Here is a 19010-nt window from a genome sequence, read left to right as displayed (position 1 = left end):
TCCGTTTTCTGACGCTCCGTCAGCTCTATGGGACGCAGGCTAGCCCCGCACCCCTGGACCGACAAGGCGCACCGCCCTACGCTCCCCCCAGCAATCTGACGTTCCGTCAGTTAAGGAGGAGCGAACCGTGACGGACACCGCGCACGCCCTGGGCGCCTCGCGCACCCTGTGGGAGCTCGTCGACCGCCGCGCCCGCCTCACCCCCGACCGGCCCGCCCTCCTCCAGGACGACCGCACCCTCACCTTCGGCGCCCTGCGCGACCGCGCCGAGCGGACCGCGGCCGGGCTGTGGGACAGGGGCGTACGGCCCGGCACCGTCGTCGCCTGGCAACTGCCCACCCGTATCGAAACCGTCGTCCTGACCGTCGCCCTGGCGCGCCTCGGCGCCGTGCAGTCCCCGGTCATCCCGTTCTACCGGGACCGGGAAGTGGGTTTCGCACTGCGCGAGTCCACGGCGGACTTCTTCGCCGTACCGGGCACATGGCGCGGCCACGACCACACCGCCATGGCGCACCGCCTCGGCGCGCACGGCGTCTTCGAGGCGTACGAGACCCTCCCCGACGCCGACCCGGCGACGCTGCCCGTCCCGCCGCCCGCCTCGGGGACGGACGTACGCTGGATCTACTGGACGTCCGGTACGACGTCCGACCCCAAAGGCGTCCTGCACACCGACCGTTCCCTGATCGCGGGCGGTTCCTGCCTCGCCCACGCCCTGCGCCTCACCCCGGACGACGTCGGGTCGATCGCCTTCCCCTTCGCGCACGTAGGCGGCCTGGACTACCTCGTGATGGTCCTGCTGTACGGCTTCCCGGCCGTCCTCTTCGAGACGTTCGCCCTGCCGGACGCCCTGGAGACCTACCGCGCGCACGGCGTGACCACGGCCGGCGGCTCCACCGCCTTCTACGCGATGTTCCTCGCCGAACAGCGCAAACAGCCGGGGAGCAAGCTCATCCCCACGCTGCGGCTGCTCGCGGGCGGCGGCGCGCCCAAGCCGCCGGAGCTCTACCACGAGGTCGTCCAGGAGATGGGCTGCCGCCTCACCCACGGCTACGGCATGACCGAGGTCCCGATGATCACGATGGGGTCCCCGGACGACACCGACGAGAACCTCGCCGGCACGGAGGGACGCCCGCCGGAGGGGATGGAGATACGGATCGTCGACGGCGAGGTGCGGCTGCGCGGCGAGGCGGTGTGCCGGGGCTATCTGGACCCGGCGCAGACCGCCGAGGCGTTCGACGACGACGGCTTCCTCAGGACCGGGGACCTGGGGCACCTCACGGACTCCGGGCACCTGGTGCTCACCGGACGTGTCAAGGACGTCATCATCCGCAAGGGCGAGAACATTTCGGCCAAGGAGATCGAGGACCTGCTGCACCGGCACCCCTCGGTCCGGGACGCGGCCGTGATCGGGCTGCCGGACCCGGAACGCGGGGAACGGGTGTGCGCGGTCGTCGAGGCCACCGGTGAGCTGACGCTCGGCGCCCTCACCGCGTTCCTGCGCGGCGAGGGCCTGGCGGTGCACAAACTGCCGGAGCGACTGGAGGTCGTGGACGCCCTGCCCCGCAACGACACCTTGCGCAAGGTGCTCAAGTACCGGCTGCGCGAGCGCTACTCCGGTACGTGAGGATCACGGCTCCTGGGTCATGAAGTACCGGGCGAAGGCCGTGACGGCCTCCTCCTCGTCGATCAGCCCGCTGCGGTCGAGGTCCAGCGACTCGGCCGCGAGCGCGGCGGTGTGCGACTCGACACCCAGCACCCGCAGGGCCCGCTCCACCTCCGCCGTCCCGGCCTTGCCGTCACCGTCCTTGTCGGCCACGTCGAGCAGGGCGCGCACGAAGGGACGGGCGATCTCGGCGAACCGGTCCGGGTTGTCGCGCAGCCGCTTCACGGCGCCGCTGACGAACTCGCCCCGGGTCACCCGCTGGTCGCCGTCGACGTCCGCGATCCCGGCCATGCCCTGCCAGAAGGCCTCCGCGCCGCTCGCCAGCGCCTGCCCCTTGGCCGAACGGAACGACGTTCCGAACTCCTCCAGCAGCCGGCCGGCCGCGGTCGTGAAGTCCTCACGGGAGATATAGCCGTTGCCGTCCTGGTCGAAGGCGTCGAACCGGGAGGCGATCCGGCGCTGGTACAACTCCTCTGCGTCCATGCCGGGAGCGTACGACGCGAAGAGGTCGCCGTCACGCCGAGAGCTGCTCGTCCTCCTCGCCGGTGGCAGAGGCGACGTCCGCGTACACCGCGAACAGCCGCCGTACGCCGAGGGCCGCCAGGACCCGGTTGACGTGCGAGCCCTCGACGGCGCCCTGGGCGGGGAGTATCAGCCGCAGCCTGCCCCGGCAGGAGTGCAGCAGCCGGCGGGAGGCGATCAGCACGCCGACGCCGCTGGAGTCGCAGAACAGCACCTGGGACAGGTCGAGGACGACGTCGTGCCTGCCCTCCGCGACCGCGTCGTGCACACACCTGCGGACAACGGGTGAGGAGACCAGGTCGAGTTCCCCCTGGACGCTGAGCACGGTCCAGGCGCCGTGCTCGGCTTCGTCCACCGTGAGCGTCACACGCCTACCCTTCGCCGATCCACCGGGGCCACCGAACCGGAAGCGATGCTTCCTTTGGGCGGCTGCTGCCCCGTCGTCCCCCCATGAAACACGATGCACCCGTAGTGACGACTTCCTTACCATCCGGGACCGGCACGAGGGGCACTTGGCACAAAGAGGGGCGCGTTGTCGGTGGGGCGCATTACATTCGACAGGAGTCGGGTCGGGAGGGCTCCGAATGGCGAAGGACACACCACCGCGCTGGGACCGCAAGATGCAGCAGCGACTGGCGCGCGGCGAGGCGGCCGCCCTCGGCGAGCTGTACGACCGGTTCGCCTCCCTCGTGCACAACACGGCGCACCGCGTCCTGGACGACGAGTCGGCCGCCGACCAGGTCACCCGTGAGGTCTTCGGGTACGTATGGGAGAACCCGGACGCCTACGACCCCAGGCGCGAGGGCTCCATGCGCTCCTGGATAGCGAAGCTGACCCGCCGCCAGGCCGTGCACCGGCTGCGCCAGGCGGAGGCCAAGGCGTTCGCGGAGCGGGGCGGCGGCTCCACCGAGGAGCTGGAGCAGAAGGTGCGGCGCGCGGCCGTGTCCGCCCGCGCGGACTTCATCGTCCAGTCCATGCCCGCGCCACTGCGCGCCGCACTGGAACTGGCCTATTTCCAGCGCCGGGACTACCGTCAGACCGCCGCGGACCTGGGCGTGACCGAGGACGAGGCGCGGCGCCGGCTGCGGCTCGGGCTCCAGCTGCTGGCCACCGCGAACAGCCGGCCACTGGACGGGCGGGCGCTGTGACCGGGCCGCTGGACGGCGGTGGCCACGACGACGGCCAGGAGGAGGTGGGCGGCGTGCCGCGCATACCGTCCCCGAGACGGGCCGCCGACGACTACGAGGCGCTGCCCGCGGCCGAGGGCGCGCCGCCGCCCCTGCCGCACAAGGTCCTCCAGTCGCTGCTGGGCGCCTGGGCGCTGTCCGCCTGCTCGCCCGAGGAGACGACCGCCGTCGAGGAGCACCTGACCGAGTGCGCCCCGTGCGCGGAGGAGGCCCTGCGGCTGCGCGACGCGGTCGGGCTGCTGCACCACGAGCGCGACCTGGACCTCGACCCGCTGCTGCGCTCCCGGGTACTGGAGAACTGCCTGGGCCGCCGCCCCGCGCGGATCCCCGTGCCCGAGTGGGCCGGGCCGTACGACGCGGAGACCGCCCGGCTGGACGCGCTGCTGCGGGACATCGGCGACTCCGAGTGGCACGCGCCGGTGCGGCTCAGGTGGTTCGAGCGCGGCCGGTCGGTCAGCCGCCGGACCACCGTCGCGGGGGTGATCGGCCACCTCCAGGCGGTCGACAGCCTCGTCGCGACGGCGATCGGCCTGGACGACTCGCTGTCGCCGAAGACGCCGGCCGAGCGCACCGAGGCGTACTGGCAGGGCGCGCACCACCCGCCCACCAGAGCGGTCCGCGAACCGTGGCGCGACCAGGCGCACACCCTGATCCGCACGGTGTCCTTCGCGGGCCGCGGCGTATCCGAACTGTCCGTGTCGTACGGCGACTTCTCCCTGCCGCTGCGCGACGCGCTGCTCGACCGCGCCTTCGAATGCTGGGTGCACGCGGACGACATCGCCAACGCCGTCGACTACCCGTACGAGCCGCCCAGCGGCGCCCACCTGCACTGCATGATCGACCTGGCGGCCCGCTTACTGCCGACCGCCCTCGCCGACCGCCGCCGCGCGGGCCTCGCCGCCCCGGCCCGCCACCTCGTGACGGCCGGCGCGCCGGGCCGCTCGCTCCACCTGGAGGTGGAGGGCTCGGGCGGCGGCGACTGGTACATCGCCCTGGACTCCCCCGCGGCCATCGGCTCGCCGGACCGCAAGGTCGCCCAGGTCGCCCTGGACGGAGTGGAGTTCTGCCAGCTGGTGGCGGGCCACATCGCCCCGGAGGAAGCCGCCGCGGGCCAGGACGGCGACCGCGAGGCCATCCGCGACGTCCTGTTCGCCGCGGCCTCCCTGAGCCGCCTGTAGTCCCGGTCCCCCGGGGGCTGTCGTTACGCGGGGGCTGACGCCCCCACACCCCGGGGGCGGGGCGGTTTCGCGGGGCTCGCGCCCCCACGCCCCGGTGCGGCAGCTTCGCGCCGCGGGCGGGGGCACACCGGATCCCGTGGTGGGCATTCGTCCCGCTTGGGGGTCCCCCCAGGACGCAGTCCTAGGGAGAGGGACGGGTGGGTACAACGGGCCGGGTCAGTGCCGCTTCCCACCGCGCGCGTACACCGTTGTGGGCATTCGTCCCGCCTGGGGCGGGACGGGTGGGCACAACGGGGCGGGGCGGTGCCCCTGCGGGGTTGCCACCTGGGGCGTCGAGGCTCCCGGGCCGCGGCAGCTCCGCGCCGCAAGGGCGGTGCCCTCAGGGCGACCGGACCGGACGGGCACCCTCGGGTGGGCCCCGGGGGGCCGGGGTTCGTGGGGGCGGGAGCCCTTACGTGAAGACGACCGTGCGGCGGCCGTTGAGGAGGATGCGGCGTTCCGCGTGCCACTTGACCGCACGGGCCAGCGCCTGGCACTCGACGTCGCGGCCGACGGCGACCAGCTGCTCCGGGGTGACCTCGTGGCCGACCCGCTCGACCTCCTGCTCGATGATCGGGCCCTCGTCGAGGTCGGCCGTCACATAGTGGGCCGTCGCGCCGATCAGCTTCACGCCCCGCGCGTGCGCCTGGTGGTAGGGCTTGGCGCCCTTGAAGCTCGGCAGGAACGAGTGGTGGATGTTGATGACCTTGCCGCTCAACTGCTTGCACAGGTCGTCCGACAGGACCTGCATGTAGCGGGCCAGCACCACCAGCTCGACGTTCTCCGCGCGCACCAGCTCCAGCAGCTCGGCCTCCGCCTGCGGCTTGGTGTCCTTGGTGACCGGAATGTGGTGGAACGGGACGTCGTACGAGGCGACCAGCTCGGCGAAGTCGGTGTGGTTGGAGACGACCGCCACGATGTCGACCGGCAGCGCGCCGATCCGGGTGCGGAACAGCAGGTCGTTCAGGCAGTGGCCGAACTTCGACACCATCAGCACGACCCGCATGCGCTCATCGGCGCGGTGGATCTGCCAGTCCATCTCGAAGGAGTCCCCGACGGCCGCGAAGCTCGCGCGCAGCTTGTCCACCGTGACCGGAGCCTCGGCCGAGAAGTGGACCCGCATGAAGAACAGGCCGGTGTCCCGGTCCCCGAACTGCTGACTGTCCTCGATGTTGCAGCCGGTGATGAAGAGGTAACTCGAAACGGCGTGCACGATGCCCTGCTTGTCCGGGCAGGAGAGCGTGAGGACGTACTGGTCGGTCATCCTGGCAGGATGCCACATCCGCGCGGGGCGTCCCGACGGCGGTCCGTCACGCGGACCTCGTCATGATCCGCAGCACGTCCAGCGAGCGCGGCGGCGCGTCCGGGTCCTCGCCGTCGTTGACGGCCAGCCGTACGTGCGCCTCACGGGCCGCCCGTACCGCCTCCGGCCAGCCGTGGTGGCCCATGTAGGCGGAGACGGGGGCGTCCGGGCCGACCTGATGCATGATCCGCAGCACCCGCAGGACCGCGACGTCGACCAGGGCGGCCTCGCCCGAGTCCCGGAATATGGTCCCCACGTACTTCTCGGCCGACCAGTTGTCCAGCCAGGTGTCCTCGACCAGCCGGTAGACGGCGTCGGTGACGTCCCCGTACCCCTCCAGGCCCGCCAGCCAGCACTCCTGGTGGAAGACGGGGTCGGAGAGCATGTGCAGCGCCGAGCGCACGTTGGCGCGCCAGCGCCACCACGGGATGTCTGTGAGCGGCATGCCGCCCATGGTGAAGGAGCGACGGCCGCGACGGGAAGAGTTCACGGAAGCTGACACGTTTCGATCGTACGTTCCCCAGAAGAGCACGGGGACGGGCCCCCGCAATTCACCTCGACGTCACTCAGCGTTGAACCGACCTCACTCCCGCGTTACCCATGAGGCGGAATTGTGCATGACCATGACCGGTAACGGCAGGCGACGCTCCACCTCCACCCTCTCCCGCATCAGGGCTGCGGCGGCAGTCGGCTCGGCGTGCCTCCTGGCCGGGTGCGGGGTCCTCCCTGGAGTCACGGGGGGCTCCAGGGAGCCCATCACCGTCATGACCTGGGCACCCGAGGGCACCCTGGCGACCAATATGCCCGGCATGCCCGCCATGGGGCAGGCCTATGCCCGCTGGATCAACTCCCGGGGCGGTGTCAACGGCCGCGAACTGCGGGTGCTCACCTGCAACGTGGGCAACGATGCCGCGACAGCCGCCGCGTGCGCCCGGAGCGCGGTCCAGGAGGGCGTGGTCGCGGTCGTCGGCTCGTACAGCCAGCACGGCCGCGCCTTCATGTCCCCGCTGGAGGCCGCGGGCATCCCGTACATCGGTGGCTACGGCATCACGGACGACGAGTTCAGGAGCTCGGTCTCCTACCCGGTCAACGGCGGCCAGGCCGCGCTGCTGGCCGGCAACGGCATCCAGCTCGCGGACGCGTGCGACCGCGTCTCCCTCGTCCGGCCCGACTCGGTCACCGGCGCCGACCTGCCCTACATCCTCAACGCGGGCCTCGCCCAAGGGCACCACCGGACCGCGGCCGACATCCCGGCCGCCGACGACGCCGGCGAGTACACCGACGAGGCCCGGCAGTCCCGCGACCAGGCCGGCGCCGACGGCGACGGCGGCTGCGTCACCGCCGCGCTCGGGGAGCACACCGCGAACTTCTTCGACTCCTTCCGCCGGCTCCCGCCCGACGGCCGGGACATCGAGGTCTCCTCGGTCCTCGGCAGCGTCGACCAGCCGCTCATCGACCGCACCGGCGGGGCGAACGGCCCCTTCGAAGGGGCCTACATCACCGGCTGGTACCCGGAGGCGGGCGACGAGCGCTGGAACACGATGAAGCAGGTCCTCCAGGAGCACGCCTTCGCCGACAACCGGATCGACCCGGCCGACGCGGGCGTGCAGACGACCTGGATCGCGTACACCGTCCTCACGAAGGTCGTCGAGTCCCTCGGGGACGAGGAGATCACCCCGGGCCTGATCGGCCACGCGCTCACCCGCGGGGCACGGGTGGACACCGGGGGCCTCACCCCGCCGCTGCGCTGGCGCTACGAGGACATGCTCGGCACCCCCCGCACGCCGCGGATAGTGAACCACCAGGTCACGTTCCAAGTCGTGCGCAAGGGACGGCTGGTGGCGCAGAAGGAAGGCTTCGTGGACGTCGGCCCGACGCTCCGCCAGGCCGCCGCCCACTAGCCGGTCACCAGCCGGTCACAGCTGGGCCGGCTGGCGCGGGGTCAGGCCGTACGTGGCCGCGATGCCGTTCCAGAGGGCGGAGGCCTGCGTCTTCGCGGCCGTCGCCTCACCGCTGGCCCGGTTGCCCTGGGCGAACTCGCCGGTGCTGCGCGCCTTGCCGCCCTTGCAGCCCTTCTTGCCCTTGACCTCGGCCGCCCAGGCCGCGTAGTGGTCGTCGGCGGAGGCGGACGCCTGCCAGGCCTTGGTCAGCGCGGCGCTCAGCGCGGCGTGGTTCGGGAGCTTGTCGACGGTCAGGCCCTGGAGCCGGGTCACCAGGTCACGGCGCTGCCCGGCGGCACCGCGCAGGTCGGTCGCGGCCTGGTCGAGACCCTGGCACTTCTTGATGTTCTCGACGGACCGGATCACCGTGTCACGGCTGTTGTTGCTGTCCGCGAGGAGCTTGTCGAGAGCCTCCGCCTGCGCCCTGGCCGGGTCGGGGGCGGCCTGCGAAGCGCCCGCGCCGGGCGTCGGGGAACTGGCGGCGGCGACACCGGCCTTGTCGGCCGGCGCCTTCTTGTCGTCCTCACCGCCGCTGAGGAGAGCGCCGGCACCGAGCCCCAGGACGGCGCAGCCGACGACGACCGCGGCGATCAGCGGCAGCTTCGACGACCGGCGCGGCGCGGGCTCCTGGTACGCATCCTGGTACTGCTGCGCGGGCTGCGGTGCCTGGGGCGCCTGGTACGGCCCACGGGCCTGCTGGTACGGCGCCTGGGCCCCGACCGGGGGCATGTGCTGCGTCGCCGCCGCGTCGTCGCGGAACAGGCTGTCGAACTCCGCGGGGGGCTGCCGGTCGCCGGGCGCTCCGGGACGTATCCCGTAGGGCGCGCCGGACGGCTGGGGCGGGACGGGCGCGATGTACTGCGTGGCGTCGGCGTCCTGGGCCGCCGGCCGGGTACCGAGGAACTGCGTCGACTCGGCCGGGCTCTCGGCGGGCGCGGGCATCGGCATGGGCATCGGCCCGGCGCCCGGTGCCGCGACCGGCGGGAGGTACTGGGTGGCGTCCGCGTCGGCGGCCCCCGGCGGGACCTCGGGCGGCAGCGGCTGGGCCACGGTCCCGTACGCCTGCCCCTGCGGGTACTGCGGCTGGTGCTGCTGGTGCTGCTGGTACGCCCCGGGCTGCTGGTCGTACGTCCCCGGCTGCTGCGGCGGCAGGGGCTGCTCCCGGCCGTCCGGCGGACCCCATTGGCCGCCCCACGGCCGGCCCTCGGCCGGCCCGGCGGCGGCCGCGCCCCAGGTCTCACCGCCCTCGGCGGGCAGCACGACACCCTCGTGCGCGGGCCGCGCCGCCGGAAGGTGCGGCTCCTGACCCTGTCCGCTCTGCGTCACCGGGACTCCTACGTGTGAACGGGTAAACCTGTAAACCTACGGAAGCGTCGGCTCACGCTACCGGGTGACACAGAGCCCGCGCACACGTGTGTGGCGGCAGTAACAAGAACCTCCCTCACGACGCTGTTAAGGCGGCGCCCCGGCCGCCCCGCCGCGCGCCCGCCGCGCCCTACGCGGCCTGGAGCTCCAGCCGCGCACCGAACTCGCGGACCGCGGGCTCGTCCGCGTACGGCTCCAGACGCTGCTGAAGGTCTTCCAGGTACTCGGCGCCCCTCGACGACCGCAGCGTGCCGAGCAGTTCGGCCGCGCGCGTGCCCGTGTGGCAGGCGGCCTCCACCTCCCGCTGCTGGACCTGCGCCGTGGCCAGCAGGACCAGGCCGATCGCCCGCCGCCGGGCCCGCGCCTCGGGGTGGCCGTCCAGCGCCTCGTTCGCCGCCCGCGCCGCGTCCTCCGGCCGCCCCAGGTCCCGGTAGCAGTGGGCCAGTTCGTCGGCCAGGTACGCCCGGTCGAAGTGGGCGATCCACGCCGGGTCGTCCCCCGACCCCGGCTCGCTCCGGTCCATCGCGGCCACCGCCCGCGCCGCCACCTCCTGGCAGGTGCGCACATCGCCGAGCAGGGCGTGCCCGCGCGCCTCGGCCGCCAGGAACATCGCCTCCGCCCGCGGCGGAACGTGCCCCCGCGCCCCCTCCTGCGCCGCCCGCGCCAGCTGGGCGATCTCCCGCGGGTTTCCCAGCTGGGCCGCCAGGTGGCTCATGGACGCGGCCAGCACGTACCCGCCGTACCCGCGGTCCCCGGCCGCCTGCGCGAGCCGCAGCGCCTGGATGTAGTACCGCTGCGCCAGACCGGGCTGCCCGGTGTCCACCGCCATGTACCCGGCGAGCTCCGTCAACCGCGCGACCGCCGCGAACAGTTGCCGGCCCACGGCGTCCCGGTACGACCCGGACAGCAGCCCCGACACCACGCTGTTCAGGTAGTGCACCACCACGGGCCGCACGTGCCCGCTGCCGAACCGGTGGTCCAGCTCCACCAGCGCGGCCGTCATCGCCCGTACCGCCTCGACGTCCGCCGTCCCGACCCGCGCCCCGGCCTGCCGGCCCACCTGCGGGTCGGCGGCCGTGATCAGCCAGTCCCGGCTGGGCTCCACCAGCGCGGAGGCGGCCACCGTCGAGCCGGTCAGGAAATCCCGCCGGCCCACGTCGCTGCGCCACAGCTCGCAGACCTGCTCGATGGCGCCGAACACGGTCGGCGAGAACTGCAGGCCCACGCCGGACGCCAGGTTCTTGCCGTTGGCCATGCCGATCTCGTCGATCGTCACCGTGCGCCCCAGCTTGCGGCCGAGGGCCTCGGCGATGATCCCGGGGGCCCGCCCGCGCGGCTGCTGGCCGCGCAGCCAGCGCGCCACCGACGTCTTGTCGTACCGCAGATCGAGCCCGCGCTCCTGCCCGACCATGTTGACGCGGCGGGCGAGCCCGGCGTTCGAGCACCCTGCCTCCTGGATGAGAGCCTGCAGCCGTTCGTTCGGCTGACGGGCGACGAGCGGCCTCGCTGCCATGACTACCCCCTGTTGCCGCGGTGATCAGTCCCGCTGATCACTGCCCGGCTGATATACGGAGAATGCAGAAGTTGACCTGCGAATACTGACGAAAGCAATGAAGCGCGAAGAAGGGCACGCACAGTTACGGAAGTGGGCGGAAGGCAGGGGAAGGGCGGGTCGTGCCCCAAGTGCCGCCGAAGGCCCATACATCACGCAATAGCGGGAGAGCTGTCACCTCCTCCGACTGTGGCTACCCGCCCGCCGCTCCCGGTCCCCATGCGCGCCCCCGTCCGTGCATCCATGCGCCCCGGATGGCGAATCGATGCTCCTCGGCCTCCCTTCCCGCGCCCCGTAACCCCGGATGGGGTGGGGAGTTGAGTTGTTTCGTGGAAGAGACCATCGGAGTCACGGAAGCGGCACAGATCCCCAAGCAGCGAGGCGAGCAGCTGCTGGACAGCGCCGTGCGGTATGCGGAAGAGCGGCACTGGGACGTGTTCCCCGGCACCTGGCTGGAGGCGGTCGACGGCACGGAACGGTGCTCGTGCGGCGACACCGCGTGCCCCGCGGCGGGGGCGCACCCGGCCCGGCCGGACTGGGCGACGCAGGCGACGGGCAGCGCCGTGGTGGCGCGCCGGCTGTGGGGGAAGCAGCCGCGGGCGTCGATCCTGCTGCCGACGGGCCGTACCTTCGACGCCCTGGACGTCCCGGAGTCGGCGGGTTTCCTGGCGCTGGCGCGGATGGAGCGGATGGACCTGACGCTCGGCCCGGTCACCTGCACCCCGGACCGCCGGATGATGTTCTTCGTCCTGCCGGGGGCCGCCGCCAAGGTGCCGGACCTGGTGCGCAAGCTCGGCTGGTCGCCGAGCGGGATCGACCTGGTGGCGCGGGGCGAGGGCCAGTACGTGGCGGCGCCGCCCACCCGGGTGGGCGGGCACGGCGCGGTGCAGTGGGCGCGCCGGCCCACTCCGGCGAACCGCTGGCTGCCCGACGTCGAGGAACTGATCTGCCCCTTGGCGTACGCGTGCGCCCGGGAGGCCGCCGATGCCCGGTCCCGGCAGGGCTGACCGCGCCCGGCTGCCGGTCTCGCCCCCTGTCCGCGTCCCGGCGCGTACGTAGGCTGGCCCCGTATCGCCGGGGACCTACGGGAGGCAATGACCATGCCGGACCAGGTGGAGGACGGGCTCGCACCCGCTGTGCGGGTCGAGGGGTTGTGGAAGCGGTTCGGCGAGCAGATCGCCGTCGCCGGGATCGATCTGGCGCTTCCGGCGGGGCGGTTCATCGGGCTGGTGGGCCCGAACGGGGCGGGCAAGACGACGACCTTGTCGATGGTGACGGGGCTGCTGCGGCCCGACCAGGGGCGGGTCGAGGTGGTGGGGCACGACGTGTGGCGCGATCCGGCGGCGGTGAAGGCCCGGATCGGGGTCCTGCCGGAGGGGCTGCGGCTGTTCGAGCGGCTGTCGGGACGGGAACTCCTCGCGTACACCGGGCGGCTGCGGGGGCTGCCCGGGGACGAGGTCGACAAGCGGGCGGCCCAGCTGCTGGACGTGCTGGACCTGGCGGGGGCGCAGCACAAGCTGGTCGTCGACTACTCGACCGGTATGCGCAAGAAGATCGGGCTCGCGGCGGCGCTGCTGCACAACCCCGACGTGCTGTTCCTGGACGAGCCCTTCGAGGGCGTGGACCCGGTGTCGGCGCAGTCGATCCGCGGGGTGCTGGAGCGGTACACGGCGTCGGGTGCGACGGTGGTGTTCTCCAGCCATGTGATGGAGCTGGTGGAGTCACTGTGCGACTGGGTCGCCGTGATGGCGGGGGGCCGGATCCGGGCGCAGGGCACGCTGGCCGAGGTGCGTGGCGAAGCGCCGTCGTTGCAGGCCGCGTTCCTGGAGCTGGTGGGCGCGCAGGGGCGGGACGCGGGCGAGTCGCTGGACTGGCTGGGCGGTGCCCGGTGACGCTCACGGGGGTCTTCGTACGGCTCAAGCTGTCGCTGCTGCGCAATGGGCTGCGGCAGTCGGCGGGGCGCAGGGCGGCGTATGTGACGTCCGCCGTGCTGGCGTTGCTGTTCGCGGCGGGGCAGTTGCTGGGGCTGGTGCTGCTGCGGGGCAGTGAGCACGCGGCCACGGTCACGGTGTTGCTGGCGGGGCTGCTGACTCTGGGGTGGGCGGTGATGCCGCTGTTCTTCCCGAGTGGGGACGAGACGCTGGATCCGACGCGGCTGGTGATGCTGCCGCTGCGACCGGGGCCGCTGGTGCGGGCGTTGCTGGTGTCGTCGCTGGTGGGGATCGGGCCGCTGTTCACGCTGTGTCTGGCGGTCGGGTCGGCGGTCGCGCTGGCGCACGGGGCGTTCGCCGTGGTGGTGGCGGTGGCCGCCGTGCCGCTGGTGCTGCTGGTGTGCGTGGCGCTGGCGCGGGCGGTGGCGGCCGGCAACGTCCGGCTGTTGACGTCCCGCAAGGGCCGGGACCTGGCGGTGCTGAGCGGTCTGGTGATCGCGGTGGGCATCCAGTTCGTCAACTTCGGTGCGCAACGGCTCGGTCGGGCGGGTGGTCTGTCGGCGCTGGACCCGGCGGCGGAGGTGGTGCGGTGGATTCCGCCCGCGTCGGCGTTCGCGGCGGTCGACTCGGCGAGTGAGGGCGCGTACGGAGAGGCCGTTGCGGGGCTGCTGTTGTCGGTGGCGGCCCTGGGGGCGCTGCTGTACGCGTGGCGGCGGAGTTTGGTGAAGCTGATGACGGCCCCGGACGGTTCGACACTGGCGGCGGCGTCGCGTCCGTCGCGCCGCGAGTCGGCGTCGTCGGGGCCCGGCCGCCTGTGGCCCGAGGGGCGTACGGGCACGGTGATGCAGCGGAGTCTGCGTTATGTGGCGAGGGACCCGAAGACGAAGGCGGCGTGGGTGACGTCGCTGGCGATCGGCCTGATCGTGCCGCTCTTCAACGCCTTGCAGGGCACGGGGTCGGTGTACTTCGCGTGTTTCGCGGCGGGGATGCTCGGCGTGCAGATGTACAACCAGTTCGGCCAGGACACGTCGGCCTTCTGGATGGTCGCGATGACGATCTCCTCGGCGCGGGACGCCTATGAGGAGCTGCGGGCGCGGGCCTTGGCGCTGCTGCTGGTCACCCTGCCGTTCGTGGCGCTGGTGACCACGCTGACGGCGGCGGTGCTGGGCGACTGGCGGACACTGCCGGAAGCGCTCGGGCTGTCGTTCGGGGTGCTGGGCGCGATGCTCGGGACGGGCGCCGTGGCGTCGTCCCGCTTCCCGTACTCGATTCCGCAGGACAGCGGGTTCAAGAACGTGGCTCCGGGCCAGGCGGGGCTGGCGTGGATCTCCATCCTGGGCGGCATGGTCACGGCGGCGCTGCTGTGCGTACCGCTGATCGTCCTGACGGTCCGGCTGGAAGACGGCATGGCCGCGGGGCTGTTCCTGCTCGCGCTGGGCGCCGGCTGGGGCACGCTGCTGACGTGGGCGGGCCTGCGTCTCGCCGCACCGCGCACGGCCGCCCGGCTCCCGGAGATCCTGGCGGCGGTCAGCAGGGGCTGACGTCCTCCAGGAAGGACGTTATGGCGGTGCGCCAGCCCTCCGGCTGGTCGTAGTGGACGAGGTGGCCGGCGTCCGGGACCTCGGCGTACCGCCCCTGGGGGAGGACCCGGACCATCTCCTGGGCCTCCGCGCGGCCCAGTTCGCCGTCCAGGCCGCGGACGACGAGGGTGGGGCAGCGGACCTGGGCGAGGGAGTCCCAGTGGGCGTCGTGGACCCAGGTCTCGCGGGAGGTGAGCATCTGGCGGCGGGAGAACAGGGGGCGCCAGCCGTCGGGGCCCTCGGCCATGACCTCGGCGAAGAACTCGCCGCGTGCCGGGTTGGGGCGCTCCACCCGGGGGTCGTCCTCGCCGAACCATTTCCGTACGTCGGCCAGTGTGGCGAAGGGCAGCGGCCAGGAGCGGAACCAGTCCTCCCATTCGCGCTGGGACGCGGCGCCCAGGGCGGAGGCCCGCATGTCGCAGATGACCAGGGCCCGGACGAGGTCGGGGCGCTCGGCGGCGAGCTGCCAGGCCGTCAGGGCGCCCATGGCGTGGCCGATGAGGGTGACGGGCGCGAGCCCGAGCTGTTCGACCGCGGCGGCGGCGTCGGCGACGTACGCCTCGCGGGTGAAGGGGCCGTCGGCGGGCTTGTCGCTGTGTCCGTGGCCGCGCTGGTCGAGCGCGACGGCCCGGTGCCGCTCGGCGAGCCGGCGTGCGGTGGATGCCCAGTGCGAGGCGCGGCCCATCAGGCCGTGGAGGAGGAGCACCCCGGGCGCCTCGGCGTCCCCGGAGGCATGGCCCTTGGGCGGGTCGGCGAACTCCCAGGCGGCGAGGCGTAAGCCCTCGGCTCCGGTCAGGTCGATGCGTCGCACCATGAGTCCTGACACCCCCTTCTCTCTTGTGCGCGAGCCAGACTATCGAACCTGCATTCGAAAACGGGTGTCCCGCCCGCAACACCGCTCGTTCGAGTGACCCCCCTCAAGGATTGACGGCCGCCGTCGGGGGGAGATCTTCATCGGGAGGCGGGCCGCTCGGGGAAAAACGGTCCGAGGGGACGACCCTGAGAGCTCGGGGCTCCGGGTCAGCACAGGGGAGGTCGGGCCCCGGCGCCGATGGGCGCCGGGGCTCTCCCCATGTCCAGGCGGGCGCATCCACCTGCTCCCTCCCCAGGCGTGGAGCATCGGCTCACACCCACTCAGGTCATATGCCTGAGCCAAGACTGGCACGCGAGCCGGGCGGGCGCTGCGATTCCGGTCGAAAGCGCGTTCCGTGACCGGTGGGGGTCCCGTGACGGGTGGGACTCCAGGCGTCGCCCGGCCCGGGGTCCGGGCAGGGCATCGGGCGACGGTCCGAAGCCGCGTGCGAGGCGGCACCGCCCCGCACGCGTGGCTCAGCGCTTGGCGACGAAGACGTGCGACGCCACGTCGGCTCCCAGCTCCGCGGCCTCACCGCTGCTGCCGACGAGCACGCCGCCCGGCGATTCCGTCACGCTCACCACCGAGCCGGGCTGCACACCCGCGCGGCGCAGCGTGTACATCAGCTGGGCGTCCGTCTGGATCGGCTCGCCGATCCGGCGCACCACCACGGTCTTGCCCTCCGTGCCCGCGTCGAGCTCGGCCAGCGACACCATGCCCTCGTCCAGGAACGCCTCGGGCTCCGCCTTCTCGCCCAGCTCCTCCAGGCCCGGGATCGGGTTCCCGTACGGAGACTCCGTGGGGTGCCGCAGCAGCTCCAGCACACGGCGCTCCACCGCCTCGCTCATCACGTGCTCCCAGCGGCAGGCCTCGGCGTGGACCTGCTCCCACTCCAGGCCGATCACGTCGACCAGCAGGCACTCGGCGAGCCGGTGCTTGCGCATCACGCGGGTGGCCAGGCGGCGGCCCTCGTCGGTCAGCTCCAGGTGCCGGTCGCCCGCGACGGTCACCAGGCCGTCGCGCTCCATCCGCGCGACCGTCTGGCTGACGGTCGGCCCGCTCTGGTCCAGCCGCTCGGCGATGCGGGCGCGCATGGGCACCACACCTTCCTCTTCGAGCTCGAGGATGGTGCGGAGATACATCTCCGTGGTGTCGATCAGTCCGGACATACGTGCCCCTCGAAAGAATCGTGCGCTGGCCCTGACTCAATTCTTGCGCATCACGCCGACAACCGTGCCGCCCTGGGGGCAGGCCCGGTATTGACAGCGCAATGGTCCAGACCGCAACGTGATCCGCGACACGGAGAGAAGGGGCCTGACGCCATGCCTGACGCTACCGGCGAGAGCGCGAGCAGGAGCAAGCCGGCCGATCGGTTCTTCGACGCCGCCATCGGCCTGCTGAAGCGGGTGCGGGACGAGGAGGCGCCGAACATCGCCGCCGCCGGCGCGGCCATCGCCGACACCGTCGCCTCGGGCGGCCGCCTGTTCGCGTTCGGCGCGGGCCACTCGTCGCTCGCCGCCCAGGACGTGGTGTACCGGGCCGGCGGCCTCGCGCTGGTCAACCTGCTCGCCGTACCGGGCGTCGTCGGTGTCGACGTCATGCCCGCGACGCTCGGCTCGGCCCTGGAGCGGGTGGACGGCCTGGCCGGGGCCGTCCTGGACTCCTCGCCCGCCAGGGCCGGCGACCTGCTGATCATCGTCTCGCTGTCCGGCCGCAACGCCCTGCCCGTCGAGATGGCGATGAACGCCCGCGCGCTCGGCCTGAAGGTCATCGGGGTGACGTCGGTGGCGTACGCCGAGGAGACGAAGCCCCGGCACGTGTCGGGCACCTTCCTCAAGGACCACTGCGACATCGTGCTGGACTCCAAGATCGCCGTGGGCGACGCGGAGCTCACCCACGAGGGCGTCGAGGCCCCGTTCGCCCCGGCGTCCACGGTCGTGACCAGCGCCCTGATGCAGGCGGTGATGGCGGCCGCCACCGAGTCCCTGGTGGCCCGCGGCATCGAGCCGCCACTGCTGCGCTCCGGCAACGTCGACGGCGGTCACGAGTGGAACGGCCGCGTGATGACCGAGTACGCGGACCGGATCTTCTTCCGCCACTAGGACCAGGCGACCCGTACGGTCAGGCCGCCGTCCGGGGCCGGGTTCGCCGTGGCCGTCGCCGACGCGCCGTGGGCCGCCGGACACCGGCCGGGGCGGGGCCGTGCAGGGTCGCCCCCGCAGAGCTTGGGGGAGGCGTCGGAAGGGCTCCCGTGCACGAGACCCGAGGCCGCCGGCCTCGAGGAGGTGAGCCCGGAGGGGCCCCGCCCCCACCCACCCGGGGGTAGCCGCCGCCCGGGCGCCGCGCCGGGGGGACCGGGAAAGCGCACAGCCCTCGTGGGCACCGGGAAAGGGCACCGCCCCGTCCCGTTGTGCCCACCCGTCCCGCCCTGCGGAACGAATGCCCACAACGGGGGGGGGCGGGGCCCGGCGGGACGACTGGCCGCGACGGGAGCGCCGGGGCGGTGGGGGTTACCCCGCGAGGTCCACCGCCGCGGCCACGCGGACCGCGACGCTCTCCGCGTACACCGCGTCCGGGCGCTCGAAGGCGGGCCGGGTGCCCGAGCGGAGGAAGGTGACCACGCCGAGCGTCCGGCCCCGGCTGCGGAGCACCGTGCACAGGGCGTGCGTCGCCTCCCGGGGCCACTGGCGTTCGGTCGCCCACGCCTCCGAGGAGGCGCTCGCCCGCACGGACCCGGCCCGGTCGACCGCCTGGAGGGCGGGGTGCCCCGCCGCGTACCGGACCGGGAACCCGGCGCCGGCCAGGCGGGCCACCGGGCCGGGCGCGCCGGTCGGGGAGGCGGCCGCCCGGACGAGCCGGTCGCCCTCCACCAGGTCCACCAGCGCGTGGTCGGCGAACCCGGCCAGCGCGAAGTCCAGGTACGTGGCCGCCGCCTCCATCGGGTCCTCGCACTCCGCGGCCGCACTGCCCGCCCGGTGCAGCTGACTGGTCCGGAACCGCAGCCGGTCGGCCTCCTGTTCCGCCACCTTCGCGTCCGTGACGTCCTGGAACAGCCAGCCGACCCCGAGCGGCACCGGCTCCTCGGCGAGCGGCGACGCCAGCCGCAGGAAGCCGCTGCGCCAGCAGCGCCGCCGCTCCCCCTCCGGGGTCCTGAGCGTCACCCACAGCTCGACGAGCGCCCGGGGCGCGCCTTCCGCCAGCACGTGGTGGAGGGCACCCTCCAGCTCCTCCACGCCCTGCACGACCAGCTCACCGAGCGGCCGCCCGAGCAGGGACGTACGGCCGGTGCCCAGCGCCCGGGCGGCGTGGGCGTTCACGACGGTGGGGCGGAGGTCCACGTCGACGAGGACGACGCCCCAGGAGGCGTCCTCGAACAGGGCCTCGCTCAGCGCGATCGACCGCTCCAGGTCGATCTGGGCGTGCACCTCGCTGAACGCGCAGTAGACCCCGGCCGGCCGTCCGTCCGCGCCGCGCACGCCGGCCGACTGCGTCCGCACGAGGACCCGGCCGCCGTCCTTGCGGACGAGGGCGAACTCGTGGACCTGGCGGCCCGGCGCGTCCATGACGGCCATCAGCCGCTGGTGCACGTCGTCGGCGTCCGCGCTGCGCACGGCCCATCCGGCGAACCCGCTGCGCCCGACGGCCTCCTCGGCGCTCCACCCGAGGATCCGCTCGGCCTCCCGGTTCCAGTGGGTGATCACCCCGTCGCCGTCGAACGCGCACAGCGCGGCGTCCATCCCGTCGAGCAGCGCGGCGAGCAGATCCGCTCCGGGCCCCAGAGCCTTGGCGGTCTCGCTCCTGGACGCACTCATCCCGGCACCCCCTGCAGGACGTGTACTCACGTGCACGTGCACGCCATCGGCCATTCAACTGGAACGTGACTCAGAGCACACCCGG

17 protein-coding genes are annotated in these 19010 nt (G+C 73.3%); 8 read left to right on the top strand and 9 right to left on the bottom strand.

Annotated features, from left to right (window positions below; genetic code table 11):
• Positions 1-127: 127 nt before the first annotated feature.
• Positions 128-1624 (top strand): class I adenylate-forming enzyme family protein, encoded by a 1497-nt coding sequence (locus ABT360_RS12125; RefSeq protein ID WP_351814132.1) that lies wholly within the window; start codon positions 128-130, stop codon positions 1622-1624.
• Between the two features lie 3 nt (positions 1625-1627).
• Here ABT360_RS12125 and ABT360_RS12120 read toward each other — a convergent pair whose 3' ends face one another.
• Together ABT360_RS12120 and ABT360_RS12115 are read right to left on the bottom strand one after the other, a co-directional pair.
• On the bottom strand, positions 1628-2146 hold the full coding sequence (locus ABT360_RS12120; protein WP_351814130.1) for an EF-hand domain-containing protein: 519 nt from the start codon (positions 2144-2146) through the stop codon (positions 1628-1630).
• Between the two features lie 31 nt (positions 2147-2177).
• Positions 2178-2552: an STAS domain-containing protein gene (locus ABT360_RS12115; protein WP_351814128.1), complete on the bottom strand. Its 375-nt coding sequence runs from the start codon at positions 2550-2552 to the stop codon at positions 2178-2180.
• Positions 2553-2769: 217 nt separating this feature from the next.
• On the opposite strand from ABT360_RS12115, the gene ABT360_RS12110 reads away from it, so the two are divergent.
• Together ABT360_RS12110 and ABT360_RS12105 are read left to right on the top strand one after the other, a co-directional pair.
• The gene (locus ABT360_RS12110) at positions 2770-3333 is read left to right on the top strand and encodes a sigma-70 family RNA polymerase sigma factor (protein WP_351814126.1); all 564 of its coding nucleotides are present in this window, start codon (positions 2770-2772) and stop codon (positions 3331-3333) included.
• Positions 3330-4550 carry a zf-HC2 domain-containing protein gene (locus ABT360_RS12105; RefSeq protein WP_351814124.1) on the top strand — a complete coding sequence of 407 codons (1221 nt, stop codon included), beginning with the start codon at positions 3330-3332 and terminating at the stop codon, positions 4548-4550. The genes ABT360_RS12110 and ABT360_RS12105 overlap by 4 nt, the downstream gene beginning before the upstream one ends.
• A 451-nt stretch (positions 4551-5001) precedes the next feature.
• On the opposite strand, the gene purU is transcribed toward ABT360_RS12105, so the two are convergent.
• Positions 5002-5853 carry a formyltetrahydrofolate deformylase gene (gene purU, locus ABT360_RS12100; protein WP_351814121.1) on the bottom strand — a complete coding sequence of 284 codons (852 nt, stop codon included), beginning with the start codon at positions 5851-5853 and terminating at the stop codon, positions 5002-5004.
• Between the two features lie 46 nt (positions 5854-5899).
• Positions 5900-6346 carry an SCO4402 family protein gene (locus ABT360_RS12095; protein ID WP_351814199.1) on the bottom strand — a complete coding sequence of 149 codons (447 nt, stop codon included), beginning with the start codon at positions 6344-6346 and terminating at the stop codon, positions 5900-5902.
• A 169-nt stretch (positions 6347-6515) separates the two neighbouring features.
• On the opposite strand from ABT360_RS12095, the gene ABT360_RS12090 reads away from it, so the two are divergent.
• Positions 6516-7793: an ABC transporter substrate-binding protein gene (locus ABT360_RS12090; RefSeq protein WP_444852226.1), complete on the top strand. Its 1278-nt coding sequence runs from the start codon at positions 6516-6518 to the stop codon at positions 7791-7793.
• A gap of 15 nt (positions 7794-7808) precedes the next feature.
• Here the strand turns inward: ABT360_RS12090 and ABT360_RS12085 are convergent, their stop codons facing one another.
• Positions 7809-9158, bottom strand: a complete 1350-nt coding sequence (locus ABT360_RS12085) for a hypothetical protein (protein ID WP_351814118.1) — start codon at positions 9156-9158, stop codon at positions 7809-7811.
• Between the two features lie 169 nt (positions 9159-9327).
• On the bottom strand, positions 9328-10710 hold the full coding sequence (locus tag ABT360_RS35385) for a transcriptional regulator (protein ID WP_444852224.1): 1383 nt from the start codon (positions 10708-10710) through the stop codon (positions 9328-9330).
• 368 nt (positions 10711-11078) lie between these two features.
• On the opposite strand from ABT360_RS35385, the gene ABT360_RS12075 reads away from it, so the two are divergent.
• From ABT360_RS12075 to ABT360_RS12065, 3 genes are all read left to right on the top strand, one after another.
• A complete protein-coding gene (locus ABT360_RS12075; protein WP_351814116.1) occupies positions 11079-11756 on the top strand; it encodes a bifunctional DNA primase/polymerase in 678 nt (225 codons plus the stop codon).
• Between the two features lie 93 nt (positions 11757-11849).
• The gene (locus tag ABT360_RS12070) at positions 11850-12641 is read left to right on the top strand and encodes an ABC transporter ATP-binding protein (RefSeq protein WP_351814114.1); all 792 of its coding nucleotides are present in this window, start codon (positions 11850-11852) and stop codon (positions 12639-12641) included.
• A complete protein-coding gene (locus tag ABT360_RS12065; RefSeq protein WP_444852225.1) occupies positions 12620-14221 on the top strand; it encodes a transporter in 1602 nt (533 codons plus the stop codon). The genes ABT360_RS12070 and ABT360_RS12065 overlap by 22 nt, the downstream gene beginning before the upstream one ends.
• On the opposite strand, the gene ABT360_RS12060 is transcribed toward ABT360_RS12065, so the two are convergent.
• A complete protein-coding gene (locus tag ABT360_RS12060; protein WP_351814110.1) occupies positions 14208-15074 on the bottom strand; it encodes an alpha/beta fold hydrolase in 867 nt (288 codons plus the stop codon). The two genes, ABT360_RS12065 and ABT360_RS12060, sit on opposite strands and share 14 nt — an antisense overlap.
• A 515-nt stretch (positions 15075-15589) precedes the next feature.
• Positions 15590-16282: a metal-dependent transcriptional regulator gene (locus tag ABT360_RS12055; RefSeq protein WP_351814108.1), complete on the bottom strand. Its 693-nt coding sequence runs from the start codon at positions 16280-16282 to the stop codon at positions 15590-15592.
• Between the two features lie 153 nt (positions 16283-16435).
• On the opposite strand from ABT360_RS12055, the gene ABT360_RS12050 reads away from it, so the two are divergent.
• Positions 16436-17215, top strand: coding sequence for an SIS domain-containing protein (locus ABT360_RS12050; protein WP_351814106.1), 780 nt, complete (start codon positions 16436-16438; stop codon positions 17213-17215).
• Positions 17216-17623: 408 nt separating this feature from the next.
• On the opposite strand, the gene ABT360_RS12045 is transcribed toward ABT360_RS12050, so the two are convergent.
• A complete protein-coding gene (locus ABT360_RS12045; protein ID WP_351814104.1) occupies positions 17624-18925 on the bottom strand; it encodes a PAS domain-containing protein in 1302 nt (433 codons plus the stop codon).
• Between the last annotated feature and the right edge of the window lie 85 nt (positions 18926-19010).

Origin of the sequence: Streptomyces sp. NPDC000229 (assembly GCF_040300825.1) — a bacterium.
In the GTDB taxonomy this organism is placed as follows: Bacteria; Actinomycetota; Actinomycetes; order Streptomycetales; family Streptomycetaceae; genus Streptomyces.
The sequence above is the reverse complement of the archived record's forward strand: the minus strand, read 5'-3'. Positions and strand labels throughout refer to the sequence as shown.